The sequence below is a fragment of the Mesorhizobium sp. P170090 genome (assembly GCF_057786115.1).
On the sequence record NZ_JBYNWH010000001.1, the window covers coordinates 1,527,465 to 1,547,797 of the forward strand.

Consider the following 20,333-nt stretch of genomic DNA (forward strand, 5'->3'; position numbering starts at 1 on the left):
TTGTGGGGAGGTCGGACCGCAGGTCCGGGTGGGGGCCTCGCGCCGACCCCAACCCCGCTGCTTCGCAGCGACCCTCCCCACAAGGGGGAGGGTAAGTGCGTCTAGCCCGCAGCCCGTGCCGGCTCATCCTGCTGGAACGCTGCCAGTGCAGCCTTCAGCCCGTCAAGTCCCTCAGCAATCGTCTGCGCCATCGGCGAAAACCCGGCCCCGAGCATCTTGCGGCCCAGCATATGGTCGCCCGGCCTGTTGACGGATTCGATGCCGAGCAGCCGGCTTCCAGCATAGTGGTAGATCGAGAACTTGTTCTCAGCGAGGTCGCCCAGCACGACATGGCTGTCGCCGCCCGAGGTCAGCCCGACCATCTGCAGTTTCATGTCGCCGATGTCAGACCAGAACCACGGCACCGCCGCATAGGCGTCCGTGTGGCCGGTGATCGTGCGTGCGGCAAGCCGCGCCTGGTCGGTGGCGTTCTGCACCGATTCCAGCCGCACGTCGCCGCCGGTCGACCAGTGGCGGTAGGAAGCGGCGTCGCCGATGGCCAGAATATCAGGCACTGAGGTGCGCATCTGCTGGTCGACGCGGATGCCATTGGCGACAGTCAGTCCGGCAGCCTGCGCAAGTTCGACATTCGGCACCGCGCCGATGCCGACGATGACCATGCGCGCGGGCAGCCTTTCGCCGGTGGAGGTGATGGCGGCGCAGACATGGCCGTTTTCGCCTTCCAACCTGGCAATGGTGGTGCCGGTGAGGATACGCACGCCAATCGCCTCCAGCCGCTGGCGGACATGGCTCGCCACCACCGGCGCTACCGCCCGGCCAAGCAGCCGGTCGACGGCCTCGACCACGATGACGTTGCGGCCGGCGGCCCTCAGCGTTGCCGCGATCTCCAGCCCGATGAAGCCGCCGCCGAGGATGACCACGTCTCCGCTTTGGGCGCTGAGCGCGCGGATCAGCCGCGCATCGGCGATCGAGCGCAGCGACAGCACGCCCGAGAGGTCGGCGCCCGGCAGCGGCAGGAGCCGCGGCCGCGAACCGGTGGCCAGGATGAGCCGGTCGAACGGCAGCACGCCGCCGCCCGCTATGTCCAGCTTGCGGCCTGCCGTATCGATGCTGTCGATTCGGACGCCCGGCCTGAAGTCGATGGCGCTGCCGGTGTAAAAGGCCTCGCCGCGCAAGGGTTGCGGCTTGGCATCGGCGTCCTTGATGAAGGTCTTCGACAGCGGCGGCTTGTGATAGGGCAGATCGGTTTCGTCGCCGATCAGTATGACAGGCCCGTCATAGCCTTCCTCGCGCAGGCTGGCGGCCGCTTGCACGCCCGCATGACCCGCACCGACAATGACGACCCCGTTCTTCATCGCAACCCGAATTCCTGTTTCAAATCTGGAGCATGATGCCGAAAAGTGTGAAGCGGTTTTCGGACGACATCATGCTTTGATTGTGAGCCGTTCCGCCAGATGGCGATTGTCTGCCGCCGTCGCAAGAGCCCCGGTCCGGGTCGCACCCGGAACGGTCGCTTGTCAATCGCGGCGTCTCTCACCTTGGCTGCTGGCTACGATTTAAAGTTGATAGTGCTAGTTTAGAATAATTATAAACTGTTGTTTCAATTGAATTTTCTAGGGTTCACCAGTTGACTTCCGGCCTCGCCATCGTTTTATGGAGGCTCGCGCGTCAGCGCATCCCTTTGATGTTTGGGCCTTGAACCCGTTCGATTGGAGGCATTTGGTGTCTTTCTCCCGTGAGCCGCAGAGCGGCGCGGCATCTGTGGTGTCCTACGGCATGCCTATGTCCCGGCACCGTTTGGCACGCGCGCCTTTTACCGAATCCCCTTTGAACTGGAGACTGATGATGACAGCGCGATATGGCGGCAGACTGGCTGCGATCGGTGCCACGGCTATGTTGACGGCGGCGGTTTTCATCCTGCCGGCCAAGGCGGCGGAGATCGATGCCAAGGCGGTCATCAAGACCTATTCCGACATCGCGCTGGCCAAGTACGAGGATTCGCTGACCACGGCGCAGGCGCTCGACAAGGCTGTCGACGCGCTGCTTGCCAACCCGTCGGCGGACACGCTGAATGCCGCCCGCGATTCCTGGAAGGCGTCGCGCGTGCCCTACCAGCAGACCGAGGTCTACCGCTTCGGCAACAAGATCGTCGACGACTGGGAAGGCAAGGTGAACTCCTGGCCGCTCGACGAAGGCCTGATCGACTACGTCGCCAAGAGCTACGGCACCGAGTCCGACGCCAACGCGCTCTACACCGCCAATGTCATCGCCAACAAGGACATCGAGATCGACGGCAAGAAGGTCGACGCCTCGAAGCTTTCGCCGGAGTTCCTCGCCGGCACGCTGCAGGAGGCCGGCGGCATCGAGGCCAATGTCGCCACCGGTTATCACGCCATCGAATTCCTGCTCTGGGGCCAGGATTTGCACGGCACCGGCCCGGGCGCCGGCGAGCGTCCGTACACCGACTACGACCTCAAGAACTGCACCGGCGGCAATTGCGATCGCCGGGCCGAGTATCTGAAGTCGGCCAGCGATCTTCTGGTCTCCGACCTGCAGGAGATGGTCGGCAACTGGAAGGAAGACGGCGCCGCCCGCAAGAACCTCGTCGATGGCCAGCCGAACACCGCTATCTCGGTGATCTTCACCGGCATGGGCTCGCTGTCCTACGGCGAACTGGCCGGGGAGCGCATGAAACTCGGCCTGCTGCTGCACGATCCCGAAGAGGAGCACGACTGCTTCTCGGATAATACCTACAACTCGCATCTCTATGACGCCATCGGCATCCGCGCCGCCTATCTCGCCAGCTACACGCGCATCGACGGCACCGTCGTTTCAGGCCCGTCGGTGCACGATATGGTCAAGGCGGCCGATCCGGCGATCGACAAGGAACTGTCCGACAAGCTCGATGTCTCGGTCGCCAAGATGGAGGCGATCAAGGCGCGGGAAGTGGCCGGCGAGGCCTACGACCAGCAGATCGCCGAGGGCAACACCGAAGGCAATGCTACCGTGCAGGCGGCAATCGACGCGCTGGTCGACCAGACCAAGTCGATCGAACGCGCCGTCGGCGCGCTGAAGCTGAACAACATAGCCTTCGAGGGGTCCGACAGCCTCGACGCACCGGACAAGGTGTTCAAGTAGCACCCCAACCAACTACCAGCCAAACGGCGCGGAGGGGCGCCGTCAGCCAGAGCCAATCCATGCTGATCTGCCATTGCAACATCATCACCGAAAAGGAGATTGAGCAGACGATCGTCGATCTGCTGGATCAGGACCCCTGGCAACTGATCGTGCCGGCGAAGGTCTATCACACGATGCAAAAGCGCGGTCGCTGTTGCGGCTGCTTCCCAAATGTGGTCGAAACGATCATTCGGGTCACCGAAAATTACCACACCCGTTCGGAGGCGAGCGGCGTGGACATCGTTTCACACCTGGATCGCGTCAGAGGCCTGCGCGTCCAATATGGGAGCAGAATCCATGAAAGGCGAACCGCAGATCATCGAGCGGCTTAACGAGGCTCTGTTCCTGGAGCTTGGCGCCGTCAATCAATACTGGGTGCATTTCCGCCTGCTCGAAGATTGGGGATATGCCAAGCTGGCAAAGAAGGAACGCGCCGAATCGATCGAGGAGATGCACCATGCCGACCGGCTGGTGGCCCGTATCATCTTCCTCGAAGGGCATCCCAATTTGCAGTCCGTGGCGCCGTTGCGCATCGGCCAGAACGTCAAGGAAGTGCTCGAATCCGATCTCGCCGGCGAATATGACGCACGCACCGCCTACAAGCGTTCGCGCGAGATCTGCAACGAAGCCGGCGACTACGTGACGATGAAGCTGTTCGAGGAATTGCTGGCGGATGAGGAAGGTCACATCGACTTCCTCGAGACGCAGCTCGACCTCCTTGCCTCGATCGGCGAGGAAAAATACGGCCAGCTCAACGCCGCATCGGCGGACGAGGCGGAATAGGACCATGCAGGAATGCGGCGCCCCATAGATATTCTGCGCCGCTTGCGGCGGGCCGCCGGCCCGCTGCTCCTCAAAAACCCGCGATATCAGGCCTTTCGCGGGCTTTCGGTTGTAACCCTGGCGGCAATTTTGGCCCCGGCCCTGGCCGGATCGTCGGAACCGGTCGGCCTCGCCACGAGCCGCACCGACCTGACGCCGAAGGACCAGGCCCGCGTCCTTGCCGTTACCAGGCCAACCCAGGATTTCTCCAAGCCCGAATCCTTCGAAACGATGCAAGGCGGCGCCGGCACGTCGCGCAAGCAGGTCGACCGCGACGCCTTCTCGCAACCCTCTGAAAACATTACCTTCGAGGAACAGGGCAATTTCAAGCTCGGCAATGCGCTTTTCCGCAAGAACTGGGTGTCGTCGCCATCCTCGACCCAGGCCTCGGACGGTCTCGGACCCCTGTTCAACGAGCGCGCCTGCGAGAATTGCCATTTGAAGGATGGCCGCGGCCGCCCGCCGGCCGCCGACAGCCGCACCACGTCGATGTTCCTGCGGCTAGCGCGCGATGCGAGCACGGCCGAGGAAAAGACCGAGATCGCCGCGCACAAGGTGCTGAACTTCCCCGATCCGGTCTACGGCGCGCAGTTGCAGGAACTGGCGGTGCCCGGCCTCAAGGGCGAAGGCCGCATGTATGTCGATTATCGCGAGGAAAAGGTCACGCTCGGCGACGGTAGCATCGTTTCGCTGCGCAAGCCGAGCTATTCGGTCGACGGGCTTGGCTACGGCCCGCTTGACCCGCGCACCACGCTATCGCCACGTCTGACCCCGCCCATGATCGGCCTTGGCCTGATCGAACAGATCGCGCCGGCCGACATCCTTGCCCATGCCGATCCCGACGACCGCGACGGCATTTCCGGCAAGCCCAACATGGTGCGTGACCTCAGCAGCGGGCAACTGACGCTTGGCCGCTTCGGTTGGAAGGCGCAGACCGCATCGATCCGCCAGCAGGCGACGGACGCCTTTGCCGGCGATATCGGCATTTCGACGCCGGAAGAGCCCAGCCACTGGGGCGATTGCACCGCAGCCGAAGAGGCCTGCTTAGCCATGCCCAATGGCGTGCAGAAGCGGCTCGGCCCGGTCGAGGCGCCACCACCGGTGATGGACCTCGTCACCTTCTATTCACAGAATCTTGCGGTGCCGGCGCGGCGCGATGTCGGCGCACCCGCCGTGCTCGCCGGCAAGAAGCTGTTCTACGAGATGGGCTGCATTGCCTGCCATACGCCGAAATTCGTCACCATGCGCGGGAACAAGGCGCAGGCGTTCCAACTGATCTGGCCCTATTCCGACTTTCTGCTGCACGACATGGGGCCTGGCCTTGCCGACGGCCAGGCGGTGGGCGATGCCACGGGCAGTGAATGGCGCACCCCGCCGCTATGGGGCATCGGCCTGACAAAGACCGTCAACGGCAACGCCTTCTTCCTGCATGACGGGCGTGCGCGCACGCTTACCGAAGCGATCCTGTGGCATGGCGGCGAGGGGCAGAAGGCGCGCGATCGCTTTGCCGCCGCCAATACGGCCGACCGCGATGCTCTCATCAAATTCCTGGAGTCATTCTGATGCTCAAGCGGGTTTTGCCTGTTCTACTCCTCCCATTGGCTCTGTTCGGTGCGTCCCCGGCATCGGCCTCGGTGAAAGCCTCCGATGTCATTCAAAGAGCGATCGACGGATTTGTCCGCCCCGCCTATGCCAGCCTGCATGGCCATGCCGGCACCTTGGCGAAGGCCATGGACGCGCTCTGCCAGGCGCCGTCGCAGGGCAACCTCGATGCCGCGCATGCCGGATTCTCGGCCACGGTCGCAGCCTGGTCGTCGGCTGAAATCATCGCCTTCGGGCCAATCAAGGAGAACAACCGGCTGGAGCGCATGCTCTACTGGCCGGACCGAAAGAGCATCGGCCTGAAGCAGGTGCAGGCGGCGCTGGCCGGCAAGGATCCGACCGCCACCGATCCGGCGCAGCTGGCGGGCAAGAGTGTCGCGATGCAGGGATTAGGGGCGCTTGAGTTCGTGCTTTACGGCGACGGCGCCGAGACGCTCGTCGGCAAGGACGAGCCCTATCGCTGCGCCTATGGCGCGGCAGTCGCCAAGAACATCGAGACCATGGCGGCCGATGTCGACGCGGCCTGGAAAAAACCGGACGGTTTTGCAGCCTTGTGGGCTAATCCTGGACCCGACAATGCGCTTTACCGCGACGGCACCGAAGGGGTGACCGAACTGGTCGGCGTCTTCATCAACGAGCTGGAAATGGTCCGCGACGTGCGCCTCAAAGGTTTTCTCGGCGCCAAACCGCAGGGTGACAAGCCGAGGCAAGCGATCTACTGGCGCTCGCAAAACACCGGCCTTTCATTAGCCGGCAACCTCTCCGGCATTGATGCGCTGTTCCAGGCCTCGAAGCTCGGCGACGCGCTGCCCGAGGATAGCAGATGGATGGCGGAATCCATCCATATCCAGCTCATCAATGGCGTTGCCACTGCCAAATCCATCCAGGGTCGGATCGACAAGACGCTCGCCGATCCCGCGGAGCGCGGAAAACTCGAACATTTCGCGCTGATCACCTCCAGCCTGTCGGGCTTGATCGGCACCCGGCTAACCGCCGAGTTCGGCCTGACCGCCGGCTTTTCGTCACTGGACGGGGACTGACCAATGGTTGCGACACGCACGCCGCTGATGGACCGCCGCGATTTTCTCAGAGCTGCCGGCGCCGGCTTCGTCGCGTCAATGGCGCCGCGGGCCTGGGCGGACACGCTTGCCGCCGATGCCGTCTTTGCCACCGCCTTCGTCAAGCGCGACGGCAGCTTTGGCGCCGCTGTGTTGTCGGAAGCCGGAAAAGTATTGCATGCGATCGACCTGCCCGACCGTGGCCACGACGTCACCTTCGATCCGGTCTCGAAGCGCTCCGTGGTCTTCGCCCGGCAACCCGGCACCTTCGCCGTGGTCTTCGACCATGCCGGCCGCGAGCCGCCGCTGACCATCGCCAGCATCACCGGTCGGCATTTCTTCGGCCACGGTGTGTTTTCCACCGACGGCGCGCTGCTTTACGCCACCGAAAACAATTTCGACAATGCCGCCGGCGTCGTCGGGATCTACGACGCACGGGCCAAGTTCAGCCGCATCGGCGAGTTTCCGACCTATGGCATGGGGCCGCATGAGCTCTTGCTGCTCGGAGACGGCCGGACGATCGCCATCGCCAATGGCGGCATCGAGACCCATCCCGACTATGGCCGCGCCGAGCTCAACACCGCCACCATGAAGCCGTCCTATGTGCTGGTCGATCGCACAACCGGCGATCTCATCGAAAAGCATGAACTGCCGCCGGCTCTGCACCAGCTGTCGATTCGCCACATGGATGCCGACCCCACAGGCACCATCTGGTTCGGCTGCCAGTACCGCGGGCCGGGCACCGAGCGGCCACCGCTGGTCGGCCGCGCCACGCGCGGCAAGGGGCTGCAGCTGCTCGACATGCCGCAAGACGTGCTATCCGGCTTCCGGAATTACATCGGCTCGGTCGCCGCCAACCCGATTGCCGGCACGGTCGCGGTGTCTTCGCCGGAAGGCAATTCGCTGGCCGTCATCGACGCCGCCAGCGGCAAGATCGTCGCCACCAAGGCGCTGGTCGAGGTCTGCGGCCTGGCGCCCGACGGCCCGGGCTTCATGGCAACCACGGGTGCCGGCGAAATCATCGAAGGCAGCGGCGCGACGCGCTCCGAGCCCGACTATGTCTGGGACAACCACATGCTGCGCATCGCGCCAGCGGCGTAAGCCGTCCGGCCTGCACCGAAGCGAAGCCGCTTAACAATTTACGCGCTGGCTCTTGCGGCGGCGCGCCGTGGCGGGCAGAGGGAGACTGTTTTTCGAACCGGTCGCCTATGAAACTGCTCGCCATCGACTGTGCCGCCGATCTCTGCGCCGCTTGCGTCTATGACGCATCGGGCGGCAGAGAGCTCGGCCGCTCGGTACTCGATCTCGGCAAAGGCCACGCCGAACACCTGATGGCTGTCATTGACGAAGCGTTGAAAGCGGACGGCACCGATTATGCCGGCCTTGGCGCCGTTGCGGTCTCCATCGGTCCGGGTTCCTTCACCGGCCTGCGGGTGGGCGTCTCGGCGGCGCGCGGCCTGGCGCTGGCGCTGAAGATCCCGGCGATCGGGGTAACGACACTGGAGGCGCTGGCGGCCGAGGCGAGGGCGGCATTTCCCGGCCGCCCGATCCTGGCCGCTCTCGATGCAGGCCGCGAGGAGATCCATGCCGCGTTTTACGACGCAGATACGATTTTGCGCTATGGTCCGGCGGTGACCACACTTGCGCAAGCCGCGGGAATGGCGGCGGACAATCGTCCGGTGCTTGCCGGCACGGCCGCCGTGCAGATCGCAGCCGCGGCCGGTCGCGATTTCGATATCGGCCCGACGGCTGCCACCGCCGACATTGCCGTCTACGCCCGGCTCGCCGCTGCAAAAGGCGAGGGCGACAAGCCGAAGCCACTCTATCTGCGCGGCGCCGATGCCAAGCCGCAGGCCGGGTTCATCCTGTTGAGGCAGAAACGGTAATGCGCATCCCTTTCCTCCAGCCGCGCCGCAGGGACTATGCGCTCGAGCCGCTGACCATCGCCGACAGCCCGGCAGCGTCGGTGCTGCATCGCGAGGATTTCGTCCGGCCCTGGACCGATGGCGAATTCGCCGCGTTGCTCGAACAGGAAACCGTGTTCGGCTATGCCGCGCGCGAAATCGGCCAGGGCGCCAAGCCGCCGGTCGGCTTCGTGCTGGCCAGGCTTGCAGCCGGCGAGGGCGAAATTCTGACCGTGGCGGTGGCGCGCTCGCATCGCCGCCAGGGGCTCGGCTGGCAGTTGATGGACGCGGTACTGCGCGAATTGCATGCGCAGCGCGCCGAGGCGCTGTTCCTTGAGGTCGACGAGACCAATGTCGCTGCCATCGCCCTCTACCGGCGGCTGGGCTTCCGACAAGTCGGCCACCGCGCCAATTATTACCGCTCGACCGAACATGGTCCTACCGGCGCGCTTGTCATGCGCCGCGATCTTCGCTAGCCAAAGTTTTGGGGCAGGGCCAAGCTGCATGATCGGAAAAATCAGGATTTTCCTGGCGCTGAGCCTCGTTGTCATCGGTTCGCTGGTCCTTGTGCCTTTGCAGCTGCTGTCGATGAAGACTGGAATCTGGCGCGAGACGGTCATTCTGAAGGCCTGGCACAGCCTCATCGTCCGGACGCTCGGCCTGCGCATCCATGTCAAAGGTGCGCTGTCCAGCCAGCGCCCGCTGCTGGTCGCCTCGAACCATATCTCCTGGACCGACATCATGGTGCTGGGCTCCTTTGCCGATGTGACCTTCATCGCTCGGGCGGACATGGAGGGATGGCCGCTGATCGGCTGGCTGTCGAAATTGCAGCGTACGGTCTTCATCGAACGCGAGCGCAAGCGGACAGCTGGCGACCAGGCCAGCGAGATCGCCAGCCGCATGGCCAAGGGCGACGCCATGGTGCTGTTTGCCGAGGGCTCTACCGGCGACGGCAACACCATCCTGCCGTTCAAGAGCACCTTGTTCGGCGCCGCCTCGATGGCGATTTCGGAAGGCGCGGCCGAGCAGGTCTTCATCCAGCCGCTGGCGATTGCCTACACGCGGGTGCACGGCGTGCCTCTCGGCCGCCGCCACCGGCCGCTCGCTGCCTGGATCGGCGATCAGGACCTGATGCCGCATCTCAAGGTGCTGATGGCCGAAGGCGCCATTGACGTCGAGGTGCATTTCGGCGAGCCCATCGCCTTTTCCAAGGGCTCGAACCGCAAGGAAACGTCGAGGATGATGGAAAGCAAGGTGCGCGCCATGATGCAGGCCGCGCTCGCCGATCCCCGACCGAGCCGCTAGCGCAGGCCGAGCGCCTACAGGCCGATGCCCGAGAATCGTCTGTTTTTTGTCACGGAAAGGCGTTAGAAGCCGCCGGATGGATTTGAACACGATAGAGCGGAACGAAACCGACAGCGCCTCGCAAAGCGCTGCTGCGGCGTCCGCCCCGGCCAAAAAGGTCTTCGTCAAGACCTATGGCTGCCAGATGAATGTCTATGACTCACAGCGCATGACCGATGCGCTGGCCGCCGACGGCTACACCGCGACCGATGTCATCGCCGACGCCGACCTGGTGCTGCTCAACACCTGCCATATCAGGGAGAAGGCGGCGGAAAAGGTCTATTCTGAGCTCGGCCGCATCCGCGACATGAAGGCTGAACGCGCAGCAGTTGGGCGCGAAATGCTGATCGGCGTCGCCGGTTGCGTCGCGCAGGCCGAAGGCCCGGAAATCATCCGCCGTTCGCCTGCTGTCGATCTGGTCATCGGCCCGCAGACCTATCACCGGCTGCCCGATGTGCTGGCCCGGGTGCGTGGCGGCGAGAAGATCGTCGAGACCGAATACGCCATCGAGGACAAGTTCGAGCATCTGCCGCAGCCGAAGCGTGCCGAAATGATCAAGCGCGGCGTCACCGCCTTCCTCACGGTACAGGAAGGCTGCGACAAATTCTGCACCTTCTGCGTCGTGCCCTATACCAGGGGCTCGGAAGTGTCGCGGCCGGTGGCGCAGATCGTCGCCGAAGCCGAGCGGCTGGCCGATGCCGGTGTGCGCGAGGTGACGCTGCTGGGGCAGAACGTCAATGCATGGCACGGCAAGGGTGAGGATGGCATGGAATGGGGGCTTGGCCGTCTGCTGTTCCGGCTAGCCGAAATTCCCGGCCTGGCGCGGCTGCGCTACACCACCAGCCATCCGCGCGACATGAACGACGAATTGATCGCTGCCCATCGCGACCTCCCGGCTTTGATGCCTTATCTGCACCTGCCGGTGCAATCCGGGTCAGACCGCATCCTCAAGGCGATGAACCGCAGGCACACGGCCAAGGACTATCTGGCGCTGCTCGAGCGCATCCGCGCTGCACGCGGCGACATCGCGCTGTCCGGTGACTTCATCGTCGGCTTCCCCGGCGAAACCGACGCCGATTTCGAGGCGACGATGGATCTGGTGGGCCAGGTGAACTACGCCTCGGCCTTCTCGTTCAAATATTCGCCGCGTCCCGGCACGCCGGGCGCCGATATGCCCGATCACGTGCCGGAAGCGGTCAAGGACGAGCGCCTGCAACGCCTGCAGGCGCTGCTGCTGAAACAACAGCAGGATTTCGGCCTGGGCCTGGTCGGCAGCACCATCGACACGCTGATCGAGAAGCCCGGCCGTCAGGCCGGCCAGAAGGTCGGCCGCTCGCCCTGGCTGCAGCCGGTTATTGTTGATGAAAAGGCCGGCGAAATCGGTGACATTATCCGGGTGCGAATCACGAAGACGGGCTACAATAGCCTGTTCGCCGAGTTGGCTTGATGGCCTCGGCAGATGAGGAGAGACGGTTGAGCGCTGCTGAAGTGAAGACTCTGCCCCAGAACCAGACATCCGGGGCCTCTGACATGGCGCACATCGTTCTGACTTTCGACAACAACAAGCTTGCCAGCGCCCTGTACGGTCAGTTCGACGAGAATTTGGCCCGGCTTGAGCAGAAGCTCGGCGTCGACATCCGCTCGCGCGGCAACCAGCTGACCATCAAGGGCTCGGCCTCGGCGGCCGAGCAGGCGCGCCGCGCGCTCGACAATCTCTACGGCATTCTCCAGAAGGGCACCGATATCGGCCAGTCCGACGTTGATGGCGCCGTGCGCATGGCGATTGCCGCCGACGACCAGCTGACGCTGCCGACGCTGGAACGCAAGGGCAAAGTCTCGGCCGCCCAGATCTCCACCCGCAAGAAGACGATCTATGCCCGTTCGCTCAATCAGGACGCCTATATGCGGGCACTGGAGCGTTCGGAACTTGTCTTCGGCATTGGCCCCGCCGGCACCGGCAAGACCTATCTGGCGGTGGCGCATGCGGCGATGCTGCTCGAACGCGGCATGGTCGAGCGCATCATCCTGTCACGGCCGGCGGTCGAGGCCGGCGAGCGGCTGGGTTTTCTGCCCGGCGATATGAAGGAAAAGGTCGATCCGTACCTGCGGCCGCTCTATGACGCGCTTTACGACATGATGCCGGCCGACAAGGTCGAGCGCGCCATTGCCGCCGAGGTCATCGAGATCGCGCCGCTGGCCTTCATGCGCGGCCGCACGCTGGCGCATGCCGCCGTCATCCTCGACGAGGCGCAGAACACCACGCCGATGCAGATGAAGATGTTTTTGACCCGCCTCGGCGAGAATTCGCGCATGATCGTCACCGGCGATCCGACGCAGATCGATCTGCCTCCAAGCACCAAGTCGGGCCTCGTCGAAGCCTTGCGTGTCCTTGACGGCGTGGCGGGCGCGGTAACCGTGCGCTTCAACGATGTCGACGTTGTGCGCCACCCGCTGGTGGCCGAAATCGTCAGGGCCTATGACCGCGACGCCAAGCTGGCGCGCGGCCTCGGCGCCGAGAGCTGATGTGACGATGCGGGCTCATGCCTGAAGACATAAGACCTGGCGGCGGGGATAGTTCGGTTCCCGTCGAGATCGATATGTCGGTCGAGGCCGGCGACTGGCCCGATGAGGCGGCGCTGACGCGTCTGGTCGATCGCGCCGTGTCGGCTGCCTTTGCCGAAACCGCTGCTGCCGGTCCTTCCGAACTCAGCATCGTCTTTTCCGACGATGCCCATATCCGTACCCTCAATGCCGGCTGGCGCGGCAAGGACAAGGCGACCAACGTCTTGTCTTTCCCTGTTTTTCCGTTCCCCAGGGGTGGCAAGCTGCCGCCCATGCTGGGTGACATCGTGCTGGCCGCCGAGACGGTGGCGCGCGAAGCAGCCCTGGAAGACAAGCCCTTCGAGAACCATATCACCCATCTCGTCATCCACGGCCTGCTGCATTTGCTGGGCTACGATCACGAGACCGATGCAGAGGCCGATGAGATGGAAGCCATCGAGCGCTCAGCGCTCGCAAGGCTTGCCATTCCCGATCCCTACACGTAATGACAAAAGACCAATTGACCGGACGACGATGAACGACAAACCAGAAACTGCCGCCCGCCCCGAGGCTGGCAGTGCGACAAAGCCTTCCGATACGACGGAAGAGGGATCGAGTCCGAGTCCCAGTTCCGGCAGCCCCGCTTCTGGTAGCATTGCCAGCGAGCCATCGCCTGCCGGTCCGTCCCTGTTCGACCGCGTCTTGGGCCTTTTCAGGCAGCGGAACGGCACCAGCCTGCGCGAGGAAATCGCCGGCGCGCTTGCCGAAACGACCAGCGATGCCGGGTCTTTCTCGCCCGGCGAACGCGCCATGCTCAACAACATATTGCGCCTGCGCGAGGTACGCGTCGAGGACGTCATGGTGCCGCGCGCCGATATTGAGGCCGTCGAGATCACCACGACGTTGGGCGATCTGCTCGGTCTGTTCGAGCAGTCCGGCCATTCCCGCATGCCGGTCTATTCCGAGACGCTCGACGATCCGCGCGGCATGGTTCACATCCGCGACGTGCTGGCCCACATCACCAAGGTCGCCCGGGTCAAGAAGGGCAGAACATCCAGGAAGACGCCGGCAACGACGCTTCTCGACCTCGCCCAGGTCGATCTCGGCCGCACCATCGGCGACCTCAATCTAATCCGCCCGGTGCTTTTCGTGCCGCCCTCGATGCTTGCCTCCGACCTGATGGGCCATATGCAGACGACGCGAACCCAGATGGCGCTGGTCATCGACGAATATGGCGGCACCGATGGTCTCGCCTCGCTGGAAGACATCGTCGAGATGGTCGTCGGCGATATCGAGGACGAGCATGACGAGGACGAGCCGCTGATCACCCAGACCGGCGAGGGCGTGTTCGTCGTCGACGGCAAGGCCGAGATCGACGAGGTCGCCAAGATGATCGGCGAGGACTTTACCGCCGGTGAGCATGGTGAATATGTCGACACGATCGGCGGCATGATCTTCAACACGCTGGGCCGCGTGCCCGCGCGTGGTGAGGTTGTGCAAGCCATCCCCGGCTTCGAATTCCACGTGCTCGACGCCGATCCGCGCCGCGTCAAGCGGGTGCGCATCGTCCAGAACCAGAAGGGCGAGCGTCGCCGCCGCGTGACCGCCCCCCGCACCGAGCAGGCCTAGGACAGAACGTCGCCCGGCCGATGACGATCGACGATCCCTTCAAGCACTCAACCTTTGGCTCGGGTGTGTTCTACAAGGACCCGCGAGCCGCATTGAAATGGCTCGAAACGGCCTTCGGCTTCGAGCCGAGCATGGTGGTCAGCGACGCCGACGGACGGCTGGTCCATGCCGAAATGCGTTTTGGCGACGGCTACATCATCGTCGATTCCGAATGGGCCGATCATATTGCCAGTCCGGTAAGCGTCGGCGGCAAGAACACTCAGTCGGTCTGTGTGCATCTGAAAGACGGCCTGGACGTGCATTGTGAGCGGGCAATGGCGGCTGGAGCCCAAATCGTCGAGGAGCCTGCCGCCCATTTCTACGGCGAACGGCAGTATCGGGCGCGCGACCCCGAAGGCCATGTCTGGACCTTCTCCCAGACCTTGCGCACCGTGCCGCGCGAGGAGGCCGAGCAACTGAGCGGGCTAACCATCGAGGGATGGCACCGATAGCGCAGCGATCGGCCGGTTCGCGTTTCAATAAATCTGATAAATCTTGGCTCTTGATTCGCGCGACCTGGGAAGTCTGTATGGAGCGCCTTGCCGGCCGGATAATTCTGCTTTGGGGCTGGCGGCGCGCGCTGGTGGCGTTTCTTGCCGGGGCGCTGGCGGTGCTCGCCCAGGCGCCTTACGATTTCTTCGCCGTCTGTTTCGTCTCGTTTCCACTGCTGGTCTGGCTGCTCGACGGCGCCACCGGCGAGGCTTCCGACGGCTGGCTCAGGCGCCTGCGGCCGGCTTTTGCCATCGGCTGGTGGTTCGGCTTCGGCTATTTCCTCGCCGGCCTATGGTGGATCGGCGAGGCGCTTCTGGTCGAGGCCGACAGTTTCGCCTGGGCCTTACCCTTCGCGGTCGTAGGCATTCCTTTGGCGCTGGCATTTTTCTACGGCTTCGCCACCGTCGTCGCGCGGCTGTTATGGACCAACGACATTGGCCGCATTGCCGCCCTTGCCTTTGCTTTTGGCCTGACGGAATGGCTGCGCGGCTTCCTGTTCACCGGCTTTCCCTGGAATGCCGTCGGTTATGCGGCGATGCCCGTGCCGCTGTTGATGCAAAGCGTGTCGGTGACCGGCATGGTCGGCATGAACGCGCTGGCGGTCTTTGTCTTCGCCATGCCGGCCTTGCTTGCAGCACGCCGGCATGTCCGTCTCGGTGTGGTCCTGCTTGCCATTCTCGTCGCCGCCCATGCCGGCTTCGGCTATGTCAGGCTCGCGACCCCCGACAAGCCGACAACCCGCACTCTCGATGTCCGTATCGTGCAACCGGATGTCGACCTCAGCGAAAAATGGGACGCCTCGGTGCGCGACCGCATCTTCGCCACGATGATGGGCCTGTCGGCCGCAGCGCCCGATCCCGGTCATGACAAACCGCAACTTATCCTGTGGCCGGAGACCTCGGTACCCTTCCTGTTCACCGAGCGTCCGGACGCGCTGACCGCGCTCGGCGACATGCTGCAGCCTGGTCAGATGCTGATTGCCGGCGTCGTGCGCGAGGAGCGCGGATCGGGGGCGGATGCCGACAGCCGCTACTACAATTCGGTGGTGGCGATCGATGACAAGGGCGAAATCGCTGATGCCGTCGACAAGGTCCATCTGGTGCCGTTCGGCGAGTATCTGCCGTTTTCCGGTCTGCTCAGCCGCTTCGGCATCGGACAACTCGTCGCCGGGCCGATGAATTTCGCCGCCGGCAACGAACGCCATCCGATCGCTTTGCCCGGCGGCATCAGCGCCTTGCCGTTTATTTGCTACGAGGTGATCTTTCCTGATCTTGTGGCTGTTGACGCAACGTCATCCCAGCTTATTGTGAACGTCACCAACGACGCATGGTTCGGCGACACGCCCGGGCCGTACCAGCATTTCAGGCAGGCTCAGATTCGCGCGGTGGAAAACGGATTGCCGCTGTTGCGCGCCGCCAACAACGGCATTTCCGCCGTTGTCGATACGCGGGGACGCATCGTCGACGCATTGGCGGTCGATGCACGTGGCGCCATCGACGTGCGGGTGCCGATCTCCGGCCAAGCCTTCATCTCCGCCGCGGGGCGGCGCATTAACGGAATGCTGATCATGTTGGTGTTTGCCGCAATCGCCCTCAGCTTGAACGTAAGGCAACGGCTACGGGTGAATTGACAGTCGACACATTAGAAACTCATACTGTTACCGCCTAATTTTCTCGAAGTCGGTTGGTGTTTCTGTTGGGGCAGTTGGCTCCGGCTTCGTTTGGGCGAGAAAAATAGAAAAGGCCGGAAAAATTCGGCGAGGAAAAAATGACAGAAGAAAACAAGAAGAAACCGAATCCGATCGACATCCATGTCGGAAGTCGCGTCCGCCTTCGGCGCAATATGCTTGGAATGAGCCAGGAAAAGCTTGGTGAAAATCTCGGTATTACGTTTCAGCAGATCCAAAAATATGAAAAAGGAACGAACCGCGTCGGCGCCAGCCGTCTGCAGGCAATAGCCTCGATACTCAGCGTGCCTGTCGCCTTCTTTTTCGAGGATGCGCCAGGGCAGGAGCCGGTGGGTAATAGAGGATTTGCCGAGGACACTTCGATGGCTTTCGCCGTCGAATTCTGCGGCAGTCCGGAAGGGCTTCAGCTCAACCGCGCGTTCGTCAAGATCGCGGATGTGAAGGTGCGCCGCCGGATTATCGACCTTGTGAAGTCCCTTTCTGCCGAAGATGCCGAGTGATTCGGTGGGTCGATTGACCCATTGGCCCAGTAATCCCCTGGGCCCGAGTAGCCCAGAGGCTCGACTGCCGGCGGCGCCAAGCCGCCGGTGGTACAAGATATATTGCTGCGGCACTCATGCCAGAACCGCGGCACCGCTTGACGAGCGGCGCCCGGCACCGTTAACACGTGGCGCGCCAAAATCGGCAGCCCTGCCGATCGTTTTTTCAAGAGGGGACACCCGTGACGCGGCAGAACTACTTCTTCACCTCGGAATCCGTGGCCGAGGGTCATCCCGATAAAGTCTGTGACCGCATCTCGGACGAGATCGTAGATCTGGTCTATCGCGAGGCCAAGAAGACCGGCATGGACCCATGGAAAGTCCGCGTCGCCTGCGAGACGCTCGCAACCACCAACCGCGTCGTCATCGCCGGCGAAGTAAGGGTTCCCGATACTCTGCTGAAGCGGGACAAAGCCGGCAACATCCTCAAGGACGCCGCCGGGCATTCGGTCGTCAACCCGGCCAAGTTCAAGTCGGTCGCCCGCAAGGCGATCCGCGAAATCGGCTACGAGCAGGCCGGCTTCCACTGGAAGACGGCAAAGATCGAGGTTCTGCTGCACGGCCAGTCGCCCGACATCGGCCAGGGAGTCGACAACGCCGCCGACCGCCAGGGCGAAGAGGGTGCCGGCGACCAGGGCATCATGTTCGGCTATGCATGCCGCGAGACCCCGGACCTGATGCCGGCGCCGATCTATTACAGCCACAAGATTCTCGAACTGCTCGCCGCTGCCCGTCACGAAAACAACGGCGAAGCCGGCAAGCTCGGGCCTGACGCCAAGAGCCAGGTCACCGTTCGCTATGTCGATGGCAAGGCCGCCGAAGCGACTCAGATCGTGCTATCGACGCAGCATCTCGACGCGACCTGGGATTCCAAGAAGGTCCGCAAGGTCGTTGAGCCTTACATCCGTGAGGCGCTCGGCGACCTCAAGATCGCCGACGATTGCATGTGGTACATCAACCCGACCGGCAAGTTCGTCATCGGTGGGCCGGACGGCGACGCCGGCCTGACCGGCCGCAAGATCATCGTCGACACCTACGGTGGTGCTGCCCCGCACGGCGGCGGCGCCTTCTCCGGCAAGGACACCACCAAGGTCGACCGCTCCGCCGCCTACGCGGCGCGCTATCTCGCCAAAAATGTGGTGGCGGCCAAGCTCGCCGACCGCTGCACCATCCAGCTGTCCTACGCCATCGGCGTTGCTCAGCCGCTGTCGGTCTATGTCGACCTGCACGGCACCGGCAAGGTCGACGAGGCCAAGCTCGAGGAAGCGCTGCGCACGGTGATGGATTTGTCGCCATCCGGCATCCGCAGGCATCTCGACCTCAACAAGCCGATCTACGCAAAGACCTCGTCCTACGGCCATTTCGGCCGCAAGGCCGGCCGAGACGGGTCCTTCTCCTGGGAAAAGACCGATCTGGCCAAGGCGCTCAAGGACGCGATCGCTGCTTAGGCATGATTCCAAAAAGTGGGTACCGGTTTTTTGGAAAAGATCATGCTCCAACAAAGGATTAGATTGAGATGAGATTTCAGCCAAATCTCATCTCAATCCCAAATCTCATCTCAATCTAAGCGCGGCGCGCGACCAGGCCATGGATCCACAGGACAGGCGGAGCCGGGCGACCGAAGGGTTCTTCGGCCGCCGGCACGGCAAGACCATTCGCCCGCAGCAGGCGGCGGCGCTGGAAAGCGGTCTTGGGGCCTATGGCCTCGACCTCTCCGTCCAGGCACCGGCAGAATTGCGCGCGCTATTCTCAGCGGATGTTTCAACGGTTCGGCTGGAAATCGGCTTCGGCGGCGGTGAGCATCTGCTGCACCGTGCCACGGAGGCACCGGCGACCGGCTTCATCGGTGTCGAGCCGTTCGTCAACGGCATGGCCAAGCTGATGATGGCGGTGCGGGAAAAGCCGCTTGCCAATCTTCGCGTTTATGACGACGACGCCACGCGCCTGCTCGATTGGTTGCCGCAGGCGTCGCTCGACGGCATCGACCTGCTCTACCCCGATCCCTGGCCGAAGAAAAAGCACTGGAAGCGGCGTTTTGTCAGCCCGCTCAACCTCGATCGGTTCGCGCGCGTGCTGAAGCCGGGCGGAAAATTCCGCTTCGCATCCGACATCGACACCTATGTGAACTGGACCTTGTTGCACTGCCGGGCGCATGGCGCGCTCCTCTGGCAGGCGCAAGATGGGGCCGACTGGCATCGGCCCTATGAAGGCTGGCCGGGCACACGCTACGAGGCGAAAGCCATTCGCGAGGGCCGACGGCCGGCCTATCTCACCTTCATCAGAAAATAGTTCGATGCGGGAAAGTGTCCCGCATCGACAGCCGGTCTGGCTTCAGAAACGGCCGATCTTGCCGAAAGCGGTCGGGTCCATGCCAAGCCGGCGCAGATCGTTGGCGCGCGGCTTGCGGCCGGCTTCGACGGCCCGCGAGGCGGCAACGGCGCTGCCGAACAGGGCAAAGGCGTCGCCTATGGCGGAAAACACGGTACGGTTGCTCATTGTCTTGACCTTTCGCGCGCCACCGCGCGCTCATCTTTGATTTGTGCAGTGCGCCATAGATAGCGATGTGACATCCGGGATCACAGGGCCGTTACCGCATAGCCGGCATGCGCCCCGCGCAATCCTGCCAGCCGTCGCCGGCTGCACTCTGCCCGGCCCCTCAACAGACTTGAAACACTGGCCGGGATCGTCTATATCAGCCTCAAATTCTTGGTCGGTATGACGAAGAGTGGGTCCACCCGGTCCCGCTCTTTTTTATTACCTGCCGGTCAGCCATCAGCAAAGAGATGGTTCGGGACGACGATCATCCTGACCCATAGAACGACAGGAAACGCATGACTGCAACGGCAAGCGAAGCCGACGACCGCATCATCCGCGAAAGCGGTATCGATGCGCGCATCGCGCTGATCGTTCAGCCGGTGTTGCGAGGCATTGGCTTCCGTCTCGTGCGGGTGCATCTGTCGGGCCAGAACGGCCTGACGCTGCAGATCATGGCCGAACGCGAGGACGGCACCATGACCGTCGAGGATTGCGAAGAGGTCAGCCGCGCTGTGTCGCCGGCGCTCGACGTCGATGACCCGATCGAGAAGGCCTATCATCTCGAAGTGTCGTCGCCGGGCATCGACCGGCCGCTGGTACGCAAGTCGGATTTCGTCACCTGGACCGGCCATCTGGTGAAGATGGAAACCTCGGTGCCGGTCGCCGACCGCAAGCGCTTCAAGGGCAAGATCGCCGAAGCCGGCGAAGACGACATGCTGCTCGAGCGCGACAAGGCCGCCTACGGCGAAGAGCCGACGGTTCGCATTCCTTATGACGCGATCGCCGATGTGCGGCTGATCCTCACCGACGACCTTATTCGCGATGCCCTTTCGAAGGACAACCGGGAACGCAAGGAAGCCAAGAAACGCCGCGGCGAAGCTGATGATGCACCCGAAGGTGCTGAAGGCGGCGCGGAAGACGAAATCGAACAGGAACTATGATGAGCGGCCGGGCCTAAAAGCTC

Annotated in this window: 21 protein-coding genes; 19 read left to right on the top strand and 2 right to left on the bottom strand. The window is 63.4% G+C overall.

Features of this window, described 5'->3' with window-relative positions:
- Positions 1–101 precede the first annotated feature (101 nt).
- Positions 102–1,355 (bottom strand): NAD(P)/FAD-dependent oxidoreductase, encoded by a 1,254-nt coding sequence (locus AC3EML_RS07475; RefSeq protein ID WP_352521646.1) that lies wholly within the window; start codon positions 1,353–1,355, stop codon positions 102–104.
- Between the two features lie 490 nt (positions 1,356–1,845).
- On the opposite strand from AC3EML_RS07475, the gene AC3EML_RS07480 reads away from it, so the two are divergent.
- The 18 genes from AC3EML_RS07480 (at position 1,846) to trmB (ending at position 19,123) form a co-directional block, all read left to right on the top strand.
- On the top strand, positions 1,846–3,138 hold the full coding sequence (locus AC3EML_RS07480; RefSeq protein WP_352521690.1) for an imelysin family protein: 1,293 nt from the start codon (positions 1,846–1,848) through the stop codon (positions 3,136–3,138).
- Between the two features lie 59 nt (positions 3,139–3,197).
- Positions 3,198–3,509: a (2Fe-2S)-binding protein gene (locus AC3EML_RS07485; RefSeq protein WP_023669536.1), complete on the top strand. Its 312-nt coding sequence runs from the start codon at positions 3,198–3,200 to the stop codon at positions 3,507–3,509.
- On the top strand, positions 3,475–3,960 hold the full coding sequence (gene bfr / locus AC3EML_RS07490) for a bacterioferritin (protein WP_023669537.1): 486 nt from the start codon (positions 3,475–3,477) through the stop codon (positions 3,958–3,960). The genes AC3EML_RS07485 and bfr overlap by 35 nt, the downstream gene beginning before the upstream one ends.
- 12 nt (positions 3,961–3,972) lie before the next feature.
- On the top strand, positions 3,973–5,562 hold the full coding sequence (locus tag AC3EML_RS07495; RefSeq protein ID WP_352521647.1) for a di-heme oxidoreductase family protein: 1,590 nt from the start codon (positions 3,973–3,975) through the stop codon (positions 5,560–5,562).
- Positions 5,562–6,641, top strand: a complete 1,080-nt coding sequence (locus AC3EML_RS07500; protein WP_352521648.1) for an imelysin family protein — start codon at positions 5,562–5,564, stop codon at positions 6,639–6,641. Before AC3EML_RS07495 ends, AC3EML_RS07500 begins: the two co-directional genes overlap by 1 nt.
- A 3-nt stretch (positions 6,642–6,644) precedes the next feature.
- Positions 6,645–7,760: a DUF1513 domain-containing protein gene (locus AC3EML_RS07505; RefSeq protein WP_352521649.1), complete on the top strand. Its 1,116-nt coding sequence runs from the start codon at positions 6,645–6,647 to the stop codon at positions 7,758–7,760.
- 107 nt (positions 7,761–7,867) lie between these two features.
- Positions 7,868–8,545: a tRNA (adenosine(37)-N6)-threonylcarbamoyltransferase complex dimerization subunit type 1 TsaB gene (gene tsaB / locus AC3EML_RS07510; RefSeq protein ID WP_023703487.1), complete on the top strand. Its 678-nt coding sequence runs from the start codon at positions 7,868–7,870 to the stop codon at positions 8,543–8,545.
- On the top strand, positions 8,545–9,039 hold the full coding sequence (rimI, locus tag AC3EML_RS07515) for a ribosomal protein S18-alanine N-acetyltransferase (RefSeq protein ID WP_023669542.1): 495 nt from the start codon (positions 8,545–8,547) through the stop codon (positions 9,037–9,039). Before tsaB ends, rimI begins: the two co-directional genes overlap by 1 nt.
- Positions 9,040–9,067: 28 nt before the next feature.
- The gene (gene olsA / locus AC3EML_RS07520; RefSeq protein WP_023669543.1) at positions 9,068–9,868 is read left to right on the top strand and encodes a lyso-ornithine lipid O-acyltransferase; all 801 of its coding nucleotides are present in this window, start codon (positions 9,068–9,070) and stop codon (positions 9,866–9,868) included.
- Positions 9,869–9,944: 76 nt separating this feature from the next.
- Positions 9,945–11,354 carry a tRNA (N6-isopentenyl adenosine(37)-C2)-methylthiotransferase MiaB gene (gene miaB / locus AC3EML_RS07525; RefSeq protein WP_352521650.1) on the top strand — a complete coding sequence of 470 codons (1,410 nt, stop codon included), beginning with the start codon at positions 9,945–9,947 and terminating at the stop codon, positions 11,352–11,354.
- An 83-nt stretch (positions 11,355–11,437) separates the two neighbouring features.
- The gene (locus AC3EML_RS07530; protein WP_027049340.1) at positions 11,438–12,430 is read left to right on the top strand and encodes a PhoH family protein; all 993 of its coding nucleotides are present in this window, start codon (positions 11,438–11,440) and stop codon (positions 12,428–12,430) included.
- 17 nt (positions 12,431–12,447) lie between these two features.
- A complete protein-coding gene (ybeY, locus tag AC3EML_RS07535; RefSeq protein WP_023669546.1) occupies positions 12,448–12,954 on the top strand; it encodes an rRNA maturation RNase YbeY in 507 nt (168 codons plus the stop codon).
- A 28-nt stretch (positions 12,955–12,982) separates the two neighbouring features.
- Positions 12,983–14,077 (top strand): hemolysin family protein, encoded by a 1,095-nt coding sequence (locus AC3EML_RS07540; protein ID WP_023682011.1) that lies wholly within the window; start codon positions 12,983–12,985, stop codon positions 14,075–14,077.
- 20 nt (positions 14,078–14,097) lie between these two features.
- Complete coding sequence (locus AC3EML_RS07545; protein ID WP_352521651.1) at positions 14,098–14,568, top strand: VOC family protein; 471 nt, start codon at positions 14,098–14,100, stop codon at positions 14,566–14,568.
- Between the two features lie 77 nt (positions 14,569–14,645).
- Positions 14,646–16,238: an apolipoprotein N-acyltransferase gene (gene lnt / locus AC3EML_RS07550; protein ID WP_023816172.1), complete on the top strand. Its 1,593-nt coding sequence runs from the start codon at positions 14,646–14,648 to the stop codon at positions 16,236–16,238.
- Positions 16,239–16,375: 137 nt separating this feature from the next.
- Positions 16,376–16,795 (top strand): helix-turn-helix domain-containing protein, encoded by a 420-nt coding sequence (locus tag AC3EML_RS07555; protein WP_023669550.1) that lies wholly within the window; start codon positions 16,376–16,378, stop codon positions 16,793–16,795.
- A gap of 221 nt (positions 16,796–17,016) precedes the next feature.
- Entirely contained in the window at positions 17,017–18,282 is a 1,266-nt protein-coding gene (gene metK / locus AC3EML_RS07560; protein WP_023669551.1) for a methionine adenosyltransferase, read from the top strand.
- 139 nt (positions 18,283–18,421) lie between these two features.
- Positions 18,422–19,123: a tRNA (guanine(46)-N(7))-methyltransferase TrmB gene (trmB, locus tag AC3EML_RS07565; protein WP_023823757.1), complete on the top strand. Its 702-nt coding sequence runs from the start codon at positions 18,422–18,424 to the stop codon at positions 19,121–19,123.
- Between the two features lie 42 nt (positions 19,124–19,165).
- On the opposite strand, the gene AC3EML_RS07570 is transcribed toward trmB, so the two are convergent.
- Positions 19,166–19,330: a hypothetical protein gene (locus AC3EML_RS07570; RefSeq protein ID WP_023669553.1), complete on the bottom strand. Its 165-nt coding sequence runs from the start codon at positions 19,328–19,330 to the stop codon at positions 19,166–19,168.
- Positions 19,331–19,665: 335 nt separating this feature from the next.
- Between AC3EML_RS07570 and rimP the strand changes: the two genes are divergently transcribed.
- On the top strand, positions 19,666–20,310 hold the full coding sequence (rimP, locus tag AC3EML_RS07575) for a ribosome maturation factor RimP (RefSeq protein WP_023669554.1): 645 nt from the start codon (positions 19,666–19,668) through the stop codon (positions 20,308–20,310).
- The last annotated feature ends 23 nt before the right edge of the window (positions 20,311–20,333 follow it).

Coding starts and splice junctions, on each gene's coding strand:
- AC3EML_RS07475 (WP_352521646.1), bottom strand. CDS start 1,355: ATGAAGAACGGGGTCGTCATTGTCGGTGCGGGTCATGCGGGCGTGCAA.
- AC3EML_RS07480 (WP_352521690.1), top strand. CDS start 1,846: ATGACAGCGCGATATGGCGGCAGACTGGCTGCGATCGGTGCCACGGCT.
- AC3EML_RS07485 (WP_023669536.1), top strand. CDS start 3,198: ATGCTGATCTGCCATTGCAACATCATCACCGAAAAGGAGATTGAGCAG.
- bfr (WP_023669537.1), top strand. CDS start 3,475: ATGAAAGGCGAACCGCAGATCATCGAGCGGCTTAACGAGGCTCTGTTC.
- AC3EML_RS07495 (WP_352521647.1), top strand. CDS start 3,973: ATGCGGCGCCCCATAGATATTCTGCGCCGCTTGCGGCGGGCCGCCGGC.
- AC3EML_RS07500 (WP_352521648.1), top strand. CDS start 5,562: ATGCTCAAGCGGGTTTTGCCTGTTCTACTCCTCCCATTGGCTCTGTTC.
- AC3EML_RS07505 (WP_352521649.1), top strand. CDS start 6,645: ATGGTTGCGACACGCACGCCGCTGATGGACCGCCGCGATTTTCTCAGA.
- tsaB (WP_023703487.1), top strand. CDS start 7,868: ATGAAACTGCTCGCCATCGACTGTGCCGCCGATCTCTGCGCCGCTTGC.
- rimI (WP_023669542.1), top strand. CDS start 8,545: ATGCGCATCCCTTTCCTCCAGCCGCGCCGCAGGGACTATGCGCTCGAG.
- olsA (WP_023669543.1), top strand. CDS start 9,068: ATGATCGGAAAAATCAGGATTTTCCTGGCGCTGAGCCTCGTTGTCATC.
- miaB (WP_352521650.1), top strand. CDS start 9,945: ATGGATTTGAACACGATAGAGCGGAACGAAACCGACAGCGCCTCGCAA.
- AC3EML_RS07530 (WP_027049340.1), top strand. CDS start 11,438: ATGGCGCACATCGTTCTGACTTTCGACAACAACAAGCTTGCCAGCGCC.
- ybeY (WP_023669546.1), top strand. CDS start 12,448: ATGCCTGAAGACATAAGACCTGGCGGCGGGGATAGTTCGGTTCCCGTC.
- AC3EML_RS07540 (WP_023682011.1), top strand. CDS start 12,983: ATGAACGACAAACCAGAAACTGCCGCCCGCCCCGAGGCTGGCAGTGCG.
- AC3EML_RS07545 (WP_352521651.1), top strand. CDS start 14,098: ATGACGATCGACGATCCCTTCAAGCACTCAACCTTTGGCTCGGGTGTG.
- lnt (WP_023816172.1), top strand. CDS start 14,646: ATGGAGCGCCTTGCCGGCCGGATAATTCTGCTTTGGGGCTGGCGGCGC.
- AC3EML_RS07555 (WP_023669550.1), top strand. CDS start 16,376: ATGACAGAAGAAAACAAGAAGAAACCGAATCCGATCGACATCCATGTC.
- trmB (WP_023823757.1), top strand. CDS start 18,422: ATGGATCCACAGGACAGGCGGAGCCGGGCGACCGAAGGGTTCTTCGGC.
- AC3EML_RS07570 (WP_023669553.1), bottom strand. CDS start 19,330: ATGAGCAACCGTACCGTGTTTTCCGCCATAGGCGACGCCTTTGCCCTG.
- rimP (WP_023669554.1), top strand. CDS start 19,666: ATGACTGCAACGGCAAGCGAAGCCGACGACCGCATCATCCGCGAAAGC.